Here is a 15,369-nt window from a genome sequence, read left to right on the forward strand (position 1 = left end):
TGGTGACCGTGTGTATCGCCCTAGGTGCGACCCTGTGGTGGTCGCAACGCGCCCTGGAGCGGCCCTATCAGTTGATGGAGCGCTACCTGAGCCTGTCGCAGCAGTTCCAGAACCAGACGGCGCGCAACATCCAGGCCTACCTGGGCAGTGGTGATGCCCTGCGCCATGCCGCTGCCGTCGACGCCAACAAGCAGCTCGAAGCCTCGCTGACCGACTGGCCGCCAGAACTCGCCGGCAAGCTGCGCCCAAGCCTGGACACCCTGCAGGCCTTCACCGCCAACGAACTGCTCGCCGCCGGCAAGCTGGCCGGCGACCCGCAAGCCCTGCTGCTGCAGGCCGAACGCGAGCTGGGGGCCAACTTCGAACAGTTGACCGCCTATGCCCACGACAGCGGCAGCAGCGAAGTCAACCGCTACCTGCTGCCATTGCTCGACGCCACCGTGCACCTTGGCCGGCTGTCGCTGGCCCGGGACAAACTGGTCAGCAGCGGCCGCGCCGAACTGGCCGACGAGGTCGAGCGCGAACTGCAGCTGATCCGCACCCAGGCCCAGGTCATCGACGGCCTGCCGCTGTTGGGCGTAACCCGGGCCGCCGAATCCAATGCCGATGACTTCGCCGCCATGATGGGCCTGGAGTCCCAGGCCAGCGAACACCAGGAAGACGTGGCGGTCGGCCTCAAGCGCGAGCTACAAAGCCTGCTCAACCGCTATCCCGCCGAACTGCAACGTACCCGCGAGCAGATCGACCGCCGCACCGCCCTGGCCGCCAGCACCAATCAGCGCCTGGAAGCCGTGCAACAGGCCATCGCCGGCCTGGAGCCGGAAGTGCGCGGTCAGCACGCGAAGATTGCCGGCGAAGTGCGCATCATCCAGGGGCTGATGATCGGCCTGATCCTGCTGATCGCCCTGCTCATCGACACCTTGCAGCGGCGCCTGGCCCGTACCCTGACCAGCCTGGCCCCGGCCCTGTCGCGCTGGGCCGAAGGCGACTTTGCCGCGCCTATCGCGCTGGGCAAGACCAACCGCGAACTGCACGACATCCAGGAATCGCTCAACCGCCTGCGCCAGTACCTCGTGGAGCTGGTGGGCACCATTCGCCACAACGCCGAACAGGTCGCCGGCAGCAGCCACGCCTTGGCCGGCATGAGCGCCGCCCTGCACGACGGCGCCGAGCGCCAGGCCGGCGACACCGGGCAGATTCGCGATGCGCTCGGCGAGCTGGAAGCCACCATCCAGCAAGTGGCCGGCGACGCCAGCTCTGCCGCCGATGCCAGCCGCGATGCCGGCCGTGCGGTGGAACAGGGCCAGACGGTGATTGGCCAGAGCCTGTCAGGCCTTCGGGCGCTGGTCGACGAGGTGCAGGGCAACGCGCGCATGATCGAACAGCTGGCCGAGGAGTCAGCCACCATTGGCGGGGTACTGACAGTGATTCGCTCCATCGCCGAACAGACCAACCTGCTGGCATTGAATGCTGCCATCGAGGCCGCCCGTGCCGGTGAGATGGGCCGTGGCTTCGCGGTGGTGGCCGACGAGGTGCGCTCACTGGCGCAGCGCACCACCGGGGCTACCGGCGAAATCCAGGCGCTGATCGACCGCCTGCAGCAGGCGGCGCGGGAGTCGGTGGCCGGGATGCGCACCCAGCTCGAACATGCCGAAGCCACCGCCAACCAGGCCCAGGCCGCCGATGGCGCGCTGGACGAGATTGTCAGCGCGATCCGCACGATTGCCGATACGGCGGTGCGCATTGCCGATGTCACGGCGCAGCAGAGTGGCGCGGTGAGTGAGATTCGCGATCACAGTGAGCGGATTCATGAGTTGGGTGAAGACAACCTGCAGCGCATTGGCGAAGGGCGCGAGCAAGGCGAACAGCTGCTGAGCCTGGGCGGGGAGCTGAGCAAGGCAGTGCGGGCCTTCAGGGTCTGAGCCCTACTGTGCCGGCCTCTTCGCGGCTAAAGCCGCTCCCACAGGGATATCACAGGTTTTGAAACTGTGCGGTCCCTGTGGGAGCGGCTTTAGCCGCGAAGAGGCCGGCACAGGCAATACATAACTCGAGCCATGTGTCGCCGTCACTTTCAACCACCGCCAACTTCGCTATCATGCGGGCACGTTCCACCACGCGAGTCCGCCATGCGCCGCCTGTTTTTCCTGCTGTTCCTGCTGCTGGCCAGCCCTGCTTTCGCCTCGGGCCTGCTCGACAACCGCCCCAGCGCCACCCTCGGCGCCGCTTCGCTGTCCAACAATGCCGACTTCCTGCCGGTGCACGAAGCCTTCAAGCTCAGCCTGGTGCAGGCCGACGCGCAGACCCTCAAGCTGCGCTTCGTCGCTACCGACGGCTACTATCTGTACCGCCACCGTTTCCACTTCCGCACGGAACCGGCCGACATCGCCCTGGGCCCGCCGAACATCCCCAAGGGCGAAGCCAAGCACGACGAGTTCTTCGGCGACGTCGAGGTATACCACGGCGTGCTCGACATCGAGATCCCACGCACCGACGCTCGCGCCTTCACCTTGCTGGTGGGTTACCAGGGCTGCGCCGACAAGGGCCTCTGCTACCCGCCGGAAACCGAACGCCTGAGCATTGATGGCGAAGCGCCCGCTGCAGGCGCCGCCGTGCCTGCCGGCAGCGAACAGGGCTGGAGCTGGAAGTCACTGCTGCTGTTCTTCCTCGCCGGGGTAGGCCTGACCTTCACCCCTTGCGTGCTGCCGATGCTGCCGATCCTCTCCGGCGTGGTCCTGCGTGGCCAGGTCGGTGGCCTGCGCGGTCTGGCCCTGTCGCTGGCCTACGTGCTGCCGATGGCGGCCAGCTTCGCCGTGCTCGGCGCACTGATGGGCCTGTTCGGCGCCGGCCTGAACCTGCAGGCACGCCTGCAGTCGGCCTGGGTACTGGTGCCTTTTGCGCTGTTCTTCGTGGTGTTCGCCCTGGCCATGTTCGGCCTGTTCGAGCTCAAGTTGCCGCAAGCCCTGAGCAACCGCCTGAACAATGTCGCCAACCACACCCGGAGCGGCTCGCTGCTCGGTGCGGCAGTGCTCGGCGTGCTCTCCAGCCTGTTGGTCTCGCCCTGTGTGTCGGCGCCACTGGCGGGCGCCTTGCTGTACATCAGCGCCAGTGGCGATGCCGTGGGCGGTGCGCTCAAACTGTTCGCCCTGGGCCTGGGCATGGGCGCACCCTTGCTGCTGATTGCCACGGGTGGCGCCGCCTGGTTGCCGAAGAGCGGCCCTTGGCTGAACACCGTGAAAAACGCCATCGGCGTATTGCTGCTGGGCCTGGCCATCGGCCTGCTCAGCCGTGTGCTGCCAGGGCCGGCGACCTTGCTGCTGGTCGGCTTCCTGGCGGCTGGCGTGGCGCTGTTCCTCGGCGCCCTGGAGTTCGTGGTCAAATCGCCACGCCAACGCCTGGCACAACTGCTGGGCCTGGCGCTGCTGGTGTATGCGCTGGCCTGCTGGTACGGCGCACTCAGTGGCCAAGGTGACCCGCTGCGCCCACTGCCGCCCCCCGCCGCTGCCACCGTCAGCGGTGCAGTGGCCAAGTCCGATGCCTGGCAAACCGTCACCACCCCGGCCGCACTGGACGCCGCCCTGGCCGAAGCCAAGGCCGCCGGCCAACCGGTGCTGCTGGACTGGTACGCAGAATGGTGCATCAGCTGCAAGGTAATCGAACGCGAAGTGCTCAATGCGCCGCAGGTTCAAGGGCAGTTGAGCGCCTTCAAGCTGCTGCGCTTCGACATCACCGAGAGCAGCGCCGAACAACGTACGCTGCTCGACCGCTACCAGCTGTTCGGGCCGCCTGCGCTGTTGTTCTTTGCGGCGAACGGCAGCGAAATGACCAGCGATCGGGTGATTGGCGAGATAAACGCCGGGGAATTTGCGCAGATTCTGACGCGCGTGCGCGGCAAACTCGGTCTATAACTTCCCGCGTGCCGGGAATTTTCTCCCAATGAGTGACCAGATTTAATTATTTGGTCACATACTTCGCGCGAACCTCGGGCAACGTGCTGGCTATTGCCGGGAACTGGACACTTGCCGTCGCTTTGCGGCACACTCGCCGCGCTGTGTCGAATTGCCCTACAAATCCAAGGAATCCGCAGATGGCAACCCTACTGGTGCTTCACGGCCCCAACCTGAACCTGCTCGGGACTCGCGAACCGGGCCACTACGGCGCCGTGACCCTGGCCCAGATCAACCAGGACCTGGAGCAGCGCGCCCGCGCCGCTGGCCACCATCTGCAGTACCTGCAGAGCAATGCCGAGTACGAACTCATCGATCGTATTCATGCCGCACGCAACGAGGGTGTGGACTTCATCCTGATCAATCCGGCTGCTTTCACCCACACAAGCGTCGCATTACGTGACGCATTGCTCGCGGTGAGCATCCCATTCATCGAAGTGCACCTGTCCAACGTGCACAAACGCGAACCGTTCCGTCACCACTCCTACTTTTCCGATGTTGCCGTAGGAGTGATCTGCGGCCTGGGCGCCAGCGGTTATCGCCTGGCCCTGGAATCTGCACTGGAACAACTGGCTGCCAACGCACAGCCCTGATAACGAAAACCCTGGCCTCAGTGGGCCGGGGTTAGAGAGAAACGTTCAGATACGTTTTTAAATTTCGCCCCCTGACCGAACCTTTGGGAGTTGATGATTAATGGATATCCGTAAAGTCAAGAAACTGATCGAGCTGCTGGAAGAGTCTGGCATCGACGAGCTGGAGATCAAGGAAGGCGAAGAGTCGGTCCGTATCAGCCGCCACAGCAAGACCCCGGCCGCCCAGCAGTTCTACGCACCTGCGCCAATGGCTGCCGCGCCTGTCGCTGCTCCGGTTGCCGCTGCCGCTGCGCCAGCCGCCGAAGCTGCTGCTGCACCAGCCCTGAAAGGCACCGTGATCCGTTCGCCAATGGTCGGTACCTTCTACCGCAAGCCTTCGCCGACCTCGCCGAACTTCGCTGAAGTTGGCCAGAGCGTGAAGAAAGGCGACACCCTGTGCATCGTCGAAGCCATGAAGATGATGAACCACATCGAAGCCGATGTTGGCGGTGTCATCGACGCCATCCTGGTGGAAGACGGCCAGCCGGTTGAGTTCGACCAGCCGCTGTTCACCATCGTTTGAATCGCGGAGAGCCAACGATGTCTGGGAAGCTCGAAAAAGTCCTGATCGCCAACCGTGGGGAAATTGCCCTGCGGATCCTGCGTGCCTGCAAAGAGCTGGGCATCAAGACCGTCGCCGTGCACTCCACTGCCGACCGTGAACTGATGCACCTGGGCCTGGCAGACGAGTCGGTCTGCATCGGCCCTGCATCGTCCAAGGATTCCTACCTGCACATCCCGGCGATCATCGCTGCCGCCGAAGTTACCGGCGCCACCGCGATCCACCCGGGTTACGGCTTCCTTGCGGAAAATGCCGATTTCGCCGAGCAGGTGGAAAAGTCCGGTTTCGCCTTCATCGGCCCGAAAGCCGACACCATTCGCCTGATGGGCGACAAGGTTTCGGCCAAGGACGCGATGATCAAGTCGGGCGTGCCAACCGTACCAGGCTCCGATGGCCCGCTGCCGGAAGACGAAGAGGTCGCCCTGGCGATCGCTCGTGACGTCGGCTACCCGGTGATCATCAAGGCCGCCGGTGGCGGTGGTGGTCGCGGCATGCGCGTGGTGCACAAGGAAGAGGACCTGATTTCCTCGGCCAAGCTCACCCGTACCGAAGCCGGTGCTGCCTTCGGCAACCCGATGGTCTACCTGGAAAAGTTCCTGACCAACCCACGTCACGTGGAAGTTCAGGTGCTGTCCGACGGCCAGGGCAACGCCATCCACCTGGGCGACCGTGACTGCTCGCTGCAGCGCCGTCACCAGAAGGTGCTGGAAGAAGCCCCGGCCCCGGGCATCGACGAGAAGGCCCGCCAGGAAGTCTTCAAGCGTTGCGTCGATGCGTGCATCGAGATCGGCTACCGCGGTGCCGGTACCTTCGAGTTCCTGTACGAGAACGGCCGTTTCTACTTCATCGAGATGAACACCCGCGTGCAGGTTGAGCACCCGGTGTCGGAAATGGTCACCGGTATCGACATCGTCAAGGAGATGCTGAGCATCGCCGCTGGCAACAAGCTGTCGTTCCGCCAGGAAGACGTGGTCATCCGTGGCCACTCGCTGGAGTGCCGGATCAACGCCGAAGACCCGAAGAAGTTCATTCCGAGCCCAGGCAAGGTCAAGCACTTCCACGCCCCGGGCGGCAATGGCGTACGCGTCGATTCGCACCTGTACAGCGGCTACTCGGTTCCGCCGAACTACGACTCGCTGATCGGCAAGCTGATCACCTACGGCAAGGACCGCGACGAAGCCATGGCGCGCATGCGCAATGCCCTGGACGAAATCGTCGTCGACGGCATCAAGACCAACATCCCGCTGCACCGCGACCTGGTGCGTGATGAAGGTTTCTGCAAAGGCGGCGTAAACATCCACTACCTCGAGCACAAACTGGCCAACCAGGAGTGATCGCGTTAGCGTGATGCATCAAGACCCCGGCCCAGTGCCGGGGTTTTTTATTGCCTGCCAGGGCCCTACCCTTTCATCCGCGGCATCTCGATCCGGTGCTCATGCACCCGCCGATACAAGGTCGCTCGCGATATCCCCAACGCCCGCGCCGCTTCCGCCGGCTTCCAGCGATGGCGGATCAGGGCATCGAGCAGCAACTGCCGAGCCGGGCTCGACACGCCGACATCCGCCGCAGGCACGGCATCAACCCGCACCTCTTGCGGCAGGTTCTCAAGGCACAGCAGTCCGCCGTCACTGACCGCACAGGCATAACGCAGCACCTGTCGCAGCTGGCGCAAATTCCCCGGCCAGCGGTACACCAGCAGCGCTTGCAACGCATCATCTGTCAGCACTACCTCAACCCCGCAAGCCTCAGCCTCCTCAGCCAGCAACTGATGAATCAGGCCCAATCGGTCCTCCCGCTCACGCAGCGGTGGCAACTCGAAGCGGGCATTGGCCAGACGGAAATACAGGTCCTCACGGAAACGCCCTTCACTCACCATCGCCGCCAGGTCGCGGTGGGTGGCACAGATCACCTGGATATCCACCCGTTCCCGCCGCGCAGCGCCCAGCGGCGCCACTTCGCCTTCGGCCAGCACCCGCAGCAGGCGGGTCTGCAGGTGCAGCGGCATGTCGCCGATTTCGTCGAGGAACAAGGTGCCGCCATCAGCCTGCTGCAACAGCCCCTGCATGCCTTTGCTCGACGCACCGGTAAACGCCCCGGCGACATAACCGAACAGCTCGCTCTCGATCAGGCTCTCGGGGATGGCTGCACAATTCAGCGTGACGAACGGCCCTTCACGGCGCTGGCTCTGTTGGTGCAACTGGCGCGCGAAAACTTCCTTGCCGGCACCGGTCTCGCCCTGCACCAGCACGGCCAGGTTGCAATCCTTGACCCTTATGGCCAATCGCAAGTGCTGTTCGATGCGCGCATCCTGCCCTTGCTGCAAGGGTTGCGCCCGGCCCCGCCGCTGGGGCGCGCTGACCCGCCCGTACAACCCGCCCCAACCCGGCAGGCGCTGGGCCGAGGCATCGTTGGCGCGGCGTAGCTGGGCCATGTCGAATAGTTCACCGATGTGTTCAGGCAAACGCCCGTGCCGCGCCAGCAGGCGCTCGCGGGCCAGGCTGTTGATCGCCTGCAGGCGGCCTTCGGCATCCCAGGCCAGCAAGTAGTCAGGCTGGCTTTCCACATAACCTGGCGTGCCATGGGCGCGCATCACCCAGTGGCCCTGGGCGCTGTGCATGAAAAAGGCGTTCTCGATTTCCCGCGCGGTCTGCTCCACCAGTTGCAGGATCAGGTGCTGGCTGCGGCGGTCGTCCGGTGATTGCAGGGCCGACACATCCACCACGCCGAGCAGTTCGCCCTGCGGGTCGAATACCGGAGCCGCCGTGCAGGTCAGGCCGATGAAGGCGGCGCGAAAGTGATCGCGCTTGTGCACCGTGACCGGCGCCTTGCTGGTCAGCACCGCCGCCACGCCACAGGTACCCTCTTCGCCCTCGGACCAGCAGGTGCCCAGGTACAGGCCGGCCTTGCGGCAATCGTTGCGGATGGCCGATTCGACCCGGTAATCGATGGTGCGCCCCAGGGCATCGGTCAGCAGCACGCAATAGTCGGCGCCGCGCACCCGCGCATGCAGGCGCGCCACGGCATCGCTGGCGATGCGCAGGAACAGTTCGGCGCGCTCGCGGCATTCATTGAGCAGGGTTTGAGAAAGGATACGCGGCCCCTGCTGGGACCCGGGGTCAAGACGATACAGCTCCATGGAACGGCGCCATGAGTCGAGGATCAGCGGCGGCACCGGCGCCTGGGGCAAGCGGTCGGCGTTCTTCAGCACCCGGCTGACGCAATCGACATGGGCTCGGGAGTTCGCGGCAAGCATGGGGCCTCCGGTTCCTGTTTGTTCTTGTCGTTGTGCGGCCATTAAGCGCCTGCCGGCATGTCCCGACAAGCGCTGTGTGATTACCGGTGGGCTTGAGACGCAGCGTCTCAGCCTCCCGGTAAACGCCCGACGATGCTGGCACGCAGCGTCTCAGGCAACGGCCACTGCAGCCTTGCCCGATAGCCATTCAACCGCTCTGCAACGGCGCTTTCAGGGCACGCGAAGAAAGCTGGCACCCGCCTTGCTCAAGCCTAGGCAAACAAGAACACGAGGTGTGCCATGCCGCAGCCCGCCCCGACCATCGGGATCATTGCCAACCCTGCCTCCGGCCGCGACCTGCGTCGCCTGACCAGCAACGCCGGGCTCTACTCCAGCACCGACAAGGCCTCGGTCATCCAGCGCCTGCTCGGCGCTTTTGGCGCCACGGGCGTTGCCGAGGTGCTGCTGCCCACCGACATGACCGGGATTGCCGCCGCCGTGCTCAAGGCCAGCCTCGGCCCCGTGGCACAGGACCAGCACTGGCCGCGCCTGGCACTGCTCGACCTGCCATTGACCCAGACTGTCAGCGACACCCGGCTGGCCACCCGGCAGATGGTCGAGCGAGGCGTGGCGATGATCGCCGTGCTGGGCGGCGATGGCACGCACAAGGCCGTGGCGGCCGAGGCTGGGGACACGCCCCTGCTCACCCTGTCCACCGGCACCAACAACGCCTTCCCGGAGCTGCGCGAAGCCACCAGCGCAGGCCTCGCTGGCGGCTTGCTCGCTGGCGGCCGGGTACCGGCCAGCATCGGCCTGCGCCGCAACAAGCGGCTGCTGGTGAAGGTACCGCAGCAACAGCTGTGCGAGTGGGCGCTGGTCGAAGTGGCGGTGTCGCCGCAACGCTTCATCGGCGCCCGTGCGCTGAGCCGCAGCGAAGACCTCAGCGAAATCTTCGCCTGCTTCGCCGAGCCCCACGCCATCGGCCTGTCCGCGCTCTGCGGGCTGTGGCAGCCGGTGGCCCGCCATGAACCCCACGGCGCCTGGGTAAGGCTCAACCCTGGTGCCGAACAGGCCCTGCTCGCCCCACTGGCCCCCGGCCTGCTGCAAGGCTGCGGCATCACCGCCAGCGGCACGCTCAGCCCGGGCGTGGCCCATCGCCTGAGCCTCACCGCCGGCACCCTGGCCCTGGATGGCGAACGCGAGATCGAGTTCGCCGAACACGACACCCCGACCATCACCCTCGACCTGCAGGGCCCGTTGACCGTCGACGTCGAGGCCGTGCTGGCACATGCCGCCCGTCATCACCTGCTGGCCGTCCCGCACGGCCATCGGCTGCACCCTGCAACCCCGTGTTGAGACAACCCTGGAGAACAACAAGATGTCCACTCACCTCAGTTCAGAGCAATTGCTGCATGCCTATGAAGTGATGCGCACCATCCGCGCCTTCGAAGAACGCCTGCACGTGGAATTCGCCACCGGCGAGATACCCGGTTTCGTCCACCTGTATGCCGGCGAAGAGGCCTCCGCCGCCGGGGTCATGGCGCACTTGCGCGACAGTGACTGCATCGCCTCGACCCACCGCGGCCATGGCCACTGCATCGCCAAGGGCGTCGACGTGTACGGCATGATGGCCGAGATCTACGGCAAGAAGACCGGCGTGTGCGGCGGCAAGGGCGGTTCCATGCACATCGCCGACCTGGAGAAAGGCATGCTCGGTGCCAACGGCATTGTCGGTGCCGGCGCGCCACTGGTGGCCGGTGCCGCCCTGGCGGCCAAGATCAAGGGCAATGACAACGTGGCCGTGGCCTTCTTCGGCGACGGCGCTTCCAACGAGGGCGCGGTGTTCGAGGCGATGAACCTGGCCTCGATCATGAACCTGCCGTGCATCTTCGTCGCCGAGAACAACGGCTATGCCGAAGCCACCGCCTCGACCTGGTCGGTGGCCTGCGACCACATCGCCGACCGCGCCGCCGGTTTCGGCATGCCGGGGGTGACCATCGACGGCTTCGGTTCTTTGCCGTGCACGAGGCCGCTGGCGCCGCCATCGAGCGCGCCCGTTCCGGGCAAGGCCCGTCGCTGATCGAGGTCAAGCTGAGCCGCTACTACGGGCACTTCGAAGGCGACGCACAGACCTACCGTGCCCCCGATGAAGTGAAAAACCTGCGCGAATCCCGCGACTGCCTGCTGCAGTTTCGCAACAAGACCACCCGTGCCGGCCTGCTACAGGCGGCGCAACTGGACGCCATCGACGCCCGTGTCGACGACCTGATCGTAGACGCCGTGCGCCGCGCCAAAGCCGACCCCAAGCCGCAGCCAGCCGACCTGCTCACCGACGTCTACGTCAGCTACCCCTGAGCCCGGACAACAAGAACAACAGGAGAACCACCATGGCTAGAAAAATCAGCTATCAGCAGGCCATCAACGAGGCCTTGGCCCAGGAAATGCGCCGCGACACCAGCGTGTTCATCATTGGCGAAGACGTTGCCGGTGGTGCGGGTGCCCCGGGCGAGGATGACGCCTGGGGTGGCGTGCTCGGCGTCACCAAAGGCCTGTACCACCAGTTCCCGGGGCGTGTGCTCGATGCGCCGCTGTCGGAAATCGGCTACGTCGGTGCCGCCGTCGGTGCCGCCACTCAAGGCCTGCGCCCGGTGTGCGAGCTGATGTTCGTCGACTTTGCCGGCTGCTGCCTGGACCAGATCCTCAATCAGGCCGCCAAGTTCCGCTACATGTTCGGCGGCAAGGCGGTCACCCCGCTGGTGATGCGCACCATGTACGGTGCCGGCCTGCGCGCTGCGGCCCAGCACTCGCAGATGCTTACCTCGCTTTGGACTCACATCCCCGGCCTGAAGGTGGTCTGCCCGTCTTCGCCGTATGACGCCAAGGGCCTGCTGATCCAGGCAATCCGCGACAACGACCCGGTGATCTTCTGCGAACACAAGCTGCTCTACAGCATGCAGGGCGAAGTGCCGGAAGAGGTGTACACCGTGCCATTTGGCGAGGCCAACTTCCTGCGCGACGGCGACGACGTGACCCTGGTGACCTACGGGCGCATGGTCCATGTGGCCATGGAAGCGGCCAACAACCTCGCCCGCCAGGGCATCGACTGCGAAGTGCTGGACCTGCGCACCACCAGCCCGCTGGACGAGGACAGCATTCTCGAAAGCGTGGAGAAGACCGGCCGCCTGGTGGTGATCGACGAAGCCAACCCGCGCTGCTCGATGGCCACCGATATCAGCGCACTGGTCGTGCAAAAGGCCTTTGCCGCGCTCAAGGGCCCGATCGAGATGGTCACCGCGCCGCACACTCCAGTGCCGTTCTCCGATGCCCTGGAAGACCTGTACATCCCTGACGCGGCGAAGGTCGAAGCAGCCGTGCGCAAGGTGATCGAAGCTGCGAGGAATGCCGCATGAGCCAGATCCATACCCTGACCATGCCCAAGTGGGGCCTGTCGATGACCGAAGGCCGGGTCGACGCCTGGCTCAAGCAGGAGGGGGATGAAATCAGCAAGGGCGACGAGGTGCTGGATGTCGAGACCGACAAGATCAGCAGCAGCGTCGAGGCGCCGTTCAGCGGCGTGCTGCGCCGCCAGGTGGCCCGGCCCGACGAAACTTTGCCGGTAGGTGCACTGCTGGCCGTGGTGGTGGAAGGGGAAGCCGAGGAATCGGAAATCGATGCCGTGGTGCAACGCTTCCAGGCCGAGTTCGTCGCTGAAGGGGGTGCCGACCAGGCCCAGGGGCCAGCACCGCAAAAGGCCGAAGTGGCCGGGCGCCTGCTGCGCTGGTTCGAACTGGGTGAAGGTGGCACGCCGCTGGTGCTGGTGCATGGTTTTGGCGGCGACCTCAACAACTGGCTGTTCAACCACCCGGCATTGGCGGCCGAGCGTCGAGTCATCGCCCTGGACCTGCCGGGGCATGGTGAATCGGCCAAGGCCCTGGCAAAAGGTGATCTGGATGAGCTGAGCGAAACCGTGCTGGCCTTGCTCGATCATCTGGATATCGCCAAGGCCCACCTGGCCGGGCACTCCATGGGTGGCGCGGTCAGTCTGAATGTGGCGCGCCTGGCGCCGCAACGGGTAGCTAGCCTGAGCCTGGTGGCCAGTGCCGGGCTGGGTGAGACGATCAATGGCCAGTACCTGCAAGGTTTCGTCGCCGCCGCCAACCGCAATGCGCTGAAGCCGCATCTGGTGCAGCTGTTTGCCGACCCAGGGCTGGTGACCCGGCAGATGCTCGAAGACATGCTCAAGTTCAAGCGCCTGGAAGGCGTGGATGACGCCTTGCGCCAGCTGGGGTCGGCGCTGGCTGACGGTGACCGCCAGCGGCATGACCTGCGTGGGGTGCTGGGGCAGCATCCGGCGCTGGTGATCTGGGGGGCCGAGGACGCGATCATTCCGGCGGCGCATGCCGATGGGGTCGAGGCCGAGGTGCTGGTGGTGCCAGGGGTCGGGCACATGGTTCAGATGGAGGCGGCGGAGCAGGTGAACCAGCGGCTGCTGGAATTCCTGCGCAAGCACTGACCACTCTCTACTGCCTATTACGGCCTATTCGCGGGGCAAGCCCGCTCCCACAGGATCTCCACAGCCCTTGATGCCTGTGAACCACCTGTGGGAGCGGGCTTGCCCCGCGAAGAAGGCGACGCGGTCTACTGACCCTGCTCTACAAACCCCCCGCACTCGCGTAAACTGCCAGGCTTCTCGCAGCCTCGGGCTGCCCCTGTCGATTTACCAAAGGTGCCCGCCATGCCTTGGCTGCAAGTACGCCTGGCCATCAGCCCGGAACAAGCCGAAACCTACGAAGACGCCCTGCTCGAAGTCGGCGCCGTATCGGTCACGTTCATGGACGCCGAAGACCAGCCGATCTTCGAACCCGACCTCAACACCACCCCGCTGTGGTCGCATACCCACTTGCTGGCCCTGTTCGAAGCCGACGCCGAGCCTGAGGCGGTATTCGCCCACCTGCAACTGCTGACCGGCGCCGAGCTGCCCGAGCACCATGCCGAAGTGATCGAGGACCAGGACTGGGAACGTAGCTGGATGGACGGTTTCCAGCCGATGCGCTTTGGCCAGCGCCTGTGGATCGTGCCAAGCTGGCACGAGGCCCCGGAACAGGACGCGGTCAACCTGCTGCTCGACCCGGGCCTGGCGTTCGGCACCGGCACCCACCCGACCACCGCACTGTGCCTGGAATGGCTCGACGGCCAGCAGCTGGAAGGCACCCAGGTGCTGGACTTCGGCTGCGGCTCGGGCATCCTTGCCATCGCCGCCCTGCTGCTGGGCGCGCGTGAGGCCGTCGGTACCGACATCGACGTGCAGGCCATCGAAGCCTCCCGTGACAATGCCCAGCGCAACGGCATCGCCGACGAAAAGCTGGCGCTGTACCTGCCCGAGCATATGCCGGCCATGCAGGCCGACGTCCTGGTCGCCAACATTCTCGCCGGCCCGCTGGTGTCGCTGGCACCGCAGCTGTCCGGCCTGGTCCGCCCAGGTGGGCTGCTGGCCCTGTCGGGCATCCTCGCCGAACAGGGTGAGGAAGTGGCTGCCGCCTACGCTGCCGACTTCGATCTGGACCCGATCGTCGTACGCGACGGCTGGGTGCGCATCAGTGGTCGGCGCCGCTAAGCGGGCCTAGAATAGTTCTCTGCACAGCTCCCGGATCGCCGCATGACCGACAGTTTCGTCACCCAGTGCCCGCATTGCCAGACCAGCTTTCGCGTCACCCATCACCAGTTGAGCGTGGCTCGCGGCGTCGTGCGCTGCGGTCACTGCCTGCAGGTGTTCAATGCGGCCAAGCAGTTGCTGGAGCAGAACCGTGCCAAGGCCGGCGTTGCCCCCGAAGCGCCACCACCCGCGGTGGTCGAACCGGTCGCCGCGCCTGAACCGGTCGCCAGCGAGCTGCCGCCGGTCGAGAAAGAGGACTGGGCCATCACCGCCCAGGCCCTGGATGAACTCGACCTGGACCAGGAACTCGCCCGCCTCGAACGCCGTGGCGAACCTGTCGAGCCCGGCCCGGATACCAAGGCCGGTGCCCTGCAGGCCCGTCGCGACGAGCCGACTACCGATGAGCACGATGATGAACTGTTCGGCACCGCGACCAACGACCGTCATGAACCGCTCGCGGCCCATGACCCGGCGCCGGTGCTGCTGGACGAGCAGCCCCTGGAGCCGGAGCCGGGTGACCGCACCGAGCCGACCCTCGGTGGCAACCTGGACCTGGACCTCGACGACGAACCGCCGGCACAACGCGCTGACGAGCCAGAGCCCGCGCAACGGTTCGACGAGCACGATGACGACGTCATTCACGAAAAAGGCCTGAGCGCCCGTGACGACGACGACACCGACCTCCATTTGTCAGCCCGCGAAGACGACCCGCTCGAGCCGCTGCCCGGCGAACGCCTGGAGCCTGGCTTCACCGCCAGGCCTGAGCGCCCGTCACGCAAGGAGCCGCTGGTCGACGTGGTCGACGACCCGCTGCAGCTGGGTTGGGAGAAACCCCGACCCAACTGGGGCAAGCGCCTGCTATGGAGTTTGCTGACCCTGCTGGCCGCTGGCCTGCTGGCATTCCAGTACGTGTGGTTCCACTTCGACGAGTTGGCCCGCCAGGACCAGTACCGGCCGATCTTCCAGCAACTGTGCCCGATGCTCGGCTGCCAGGTGCCGACCCGCGTCGATATCGGCCGGATCAAGAGCAGCAACCTTGTGGTACGCAGCCACCCGGACTTCAAGGGCGCGCTGATCGTCGATGCGATCATCTACAACCGCGCACCGTTCGCCCAGCCGTTCCCGCTGCTGGAGCTGCGTTTCGCCGACCTCAACGGCCAGCTGATCGCCAGCCGTCGGTTCAAGCCCAGCGAGTACCTGTCGGGTGAATTGGCCGGGCGCGGCGAAATGCCCAGCCAGACGCCGATCCACATCGCGCTGGATATTCTCGACCCGGGCCCCAAGGCCGTGAACTACAGCCTCAGCTTCCGTTCCCCGGAGTGACGACCCCAGGCTGGTTGCCGGTT

11 protein-coding genes and 1 pseudogene are annotated in these 15,369 nt (G+C 65.6%); 11 read left to right on the forward strand and 1 reads right to left on the reverse strand.

All coding sequences use genetic code 11. The features are described from left to right. Positions 1-74: 74 nt before the first annotated feature. The 5 genes from C2H86_RS08905 to accC all read left to right on the forward strand — a co-directional run bounded on the left by C2H86_RS08905 (position 75) and on the right by accC (position 6,472). Positions 75-1,922 (forward strand): methyl-accepting chemotaxis protein, encoded by a 1,848-nt coding sequence (locus tag C2H86_RS08905; protein WP_430738583.1) that lies wholly within the window; start codon positions 75-77, stop codon positions 1,920-1,922. Positions 1,923-2,126: 204 nt separating this feature from the next. Beyond that, positions 2,127-3,905 (forward strand): protein-disulfide reductase DsbD, encoded by a 1,779-nt coding sequence (locus C2H86_RS08910; protein ID WP_159412271.1) that lies wholly within the window; start codon positions 2,127-2,129, stop codon positions 3,903-3,905. Positions 3,906-4,084: 179 nt separating this feature from the next. Continuing rightward, a complete protein-coding gene (aroQ, locus tag C2H86_RS08915) occupies positions 4,085-4,537 on the forward strand; it encodes a type II 3-dehydroquinate dehydratase (RefSeq protein WP_008093086.1) in 453 nt (150 codons plus the stop codon). A gap of 100 nt (positions 4,538-4,637) precedes the next feature. Further along, complete coding sequence (gene accB, locus C2H86_RS08920; RefSeq protein WP_159412272.1) at positions 4,638-5,099, forward strand: acetyl-CoA carboxylase biotin carboxyl carrier protein; 462 nt, start codon at positions 4,638-4,640, stop codon at positions 5,097-5,099. A gap of 17 nt (positions 5,100-5,116) precedes the next feature. Next, the gene (gene accC / locus C2H86_RS08925) at positions 5,117-6,472 is read left to right on the forward strand and encodes an acetyl-CoA carboxylase biotin carboxylase subunit (protein ID WP_003255333.1); all 1,356 of its coding nucleotides are present in this window, start codon (positions 5,117-5,119) and stop codon (positions 6,470-6,472) included. Positions 6,473-6,537: 65 nt separating this feature from the next. On the opposite strand, the gene C2H86_RS08930 is transcribed toward accC, so the two are convergent. Continuing rightward, a complete protein-coding gene (locus C2H86_RS08930; RefSeq protein ID WP_159412273.1) occupies positions 6,538-8,391 on the reverse strand; it encodes a sigma-54-dependent Fis family transcriptional regulator in 1,854 nt (617 codons plus the stop codon). Between the two features lie 279 nt (positions 8,392-8,670). Here C2H86_RS08930 and C2H86_RS08935 point away from each other — a divergent pair, with 279 nt between their 5' ends. The 6 genes and pseudogenes from C2H86_RS08935 (at position 8,671) to C2H86_RS08960 (ending at position 15,346) form a co-directional block, all read left to right on the forward strand. Next, positions 8,671-9,726, forward strand: a complete 1,056-nt coding sequence (locus C2H86_RS08935) for an NAD(+)/NADH kinase (RefSeq protein WP_159412274.1) — start codon at positions 8,671-8,673, stop codon at positions 9,724-9,726. 22 nt (positions 9,727-9,748) lie between these two features. After that, a pseudogene (locus C2H86_RS08940) lies at positions 9,749-10,725 on the forward strand (thiamine pyrophosphate-dependent dehydrogenase E1 component subunit alpha). A 32-nt stretch (positions 10,726-10,757) separates the two neighbouring features. Continuing rightward, positions 10,758-11,780 (forward strand): alpha-ketoacid dehydrogenase subunit beta, encoded by a 1,023-nt coding sequence (locus tag C2H86_RS08945; protein WP_159412275.1) that lies wholly within the window; start codon positions 10,758-10,760, stop codon positions 11,778-11,780. Then, the gene (locus C2H86_RS08950; RefSeq protein ID WP_159412276.1) at positions 11,777-12,883 is read left to right on the forward strand and encodes an acetoin dehydrogenase dihydrolipoyllysine-residue acetyltransferase subunit; all 1,107 of its coding nucleotides are present in this window, start codon (positions 11,777-11,779) and stop codon (positions 12,881-12,883) included. The genes C2H86_RS08945 and C2H86_RS08950 overlap by 4 nt, the downstream gene beginning before the upstream one ends. A gap of 222 nt (positions 12,884-13,105) precedes the next feature. Next, the gene (gene prmA / locus C2H86_RS08955) at positions 13,106-13,984 is read left to right on the forward strand and encodes a 50S ribosomal protein L11 methyltransferase (RefSeq protein ID WP_159412277.1); all 879 of its coding nucleotides are present in this window, start codon (positions 13,106-13,108) and stop codon (positions 13,982-13,984) included. Positions 13,985-14,026: 42 nt separating this feature from the next. Beyond that, on the forward strand, positions 14,027-15,346 hold the full coding sequence (locus C2H86_RS08960; protein WP_159412278.1) for a DUF3426 domain-containing protein: 1,320 nt from the start codon (positions 14,027-14,029) through the stop codon (positions 15,344-15,346). The last annotated feature ends 23 nt before the right edge of the window (positions 15,347-15,369 follow it).

This window comes from Pseudomonas putida, assembly GCF_009883635.2.
Lineage (GTDB): Bacteria > Pseudomonadota > Gammaproteobacteria > Pseudomonadales > Pseudomonadaceae > Aquipseudomonas > Aquipseudomonas putida_W.

What these genes read in the sequence shown, in the direction of transcription:
- C2H86_RS08905 (WP_430738583.1), top strand. Translation starts at nt 75, where the DNA reads ATGGAGCGCTACCTGAGCCTGTCGCAGCAGTTCCAGAACCAGACGGCG.
- C2H86_RS08910 (WP_159412271.1), top strand. Translation starts at nt 2,127, where the DNA reads ATGCGCCGCCTGTTTTTCCTGCTGTTCCTGCTGCTGGCCAGCCCTGCT.
- aroQ (WP_008093086.1), top strand. Translation starts at nt 4,085, where the DNA reads ATGGCAACCCTACTGGTGCTTCACGGCCCCAACCTGAACCTGCTCGGG.
- accB (WP_159412272.1), top strand. Translation starts at nt 4,638, where the DNA reads ATGGATATCCGTAAAGTCAAGAAACTGATCGAGCTGCTGGAAGAGTCT.
- accC (WP_003255333.1), top strand. Translation starts at nt 5,117, where the DNA reads ATGTCTGGGAAGCTCGAAAAAGTCCTGATCGCCAACCGTGGGGAAATT.
- C2H86_RS08930 (WP_159412273.1), bottom strand. Translation starts at nt 8,391, where the DNA reads ATGCTTGCCGCGAACTCCCGAGCCCATGTCGATTGCGTCAGCCGGGTG.
- C2H86_RS08935 (WP_159412274.1), top strand. Translation starts at nt 8,671, where the DNA reads ATGCCGCAGCCCGCCCCGACCATCGGGATCATTGCCAACCCTGCCTCC.
- C2H86_RS08945 (WP_159412275.1), top strand. Translation starts at nt 10,758, where the DNA reads ATGGCTAGAAAAATCAGCTATCAGCAGGCCATCAACGAGGCCTTGGCC.
- C2H86_RS08950 (WP_159412276.1), top strand. Translation starts at nt 11,777, where the DNA reads ATGAGCCAGATCCATACCCTGACCATGCCCAAGTGGGGCCTGTCGATG.
- prmA (WP_159412277.1), top strand. Translation starts at nt 13,106, where the DNA reads ATGCCTTGGCTGCAAGTACGCCTGGCCATCAGCCCGGAACAAGCCGAA.
- C2H86_RS08960 (WP_159412278.1), top strand. Translation starts at nt 14,027, where the DNA reads ATGACCGACAGTTTCGTCACCCAGTGCCCGCATTGCCAGACCAGCTTT.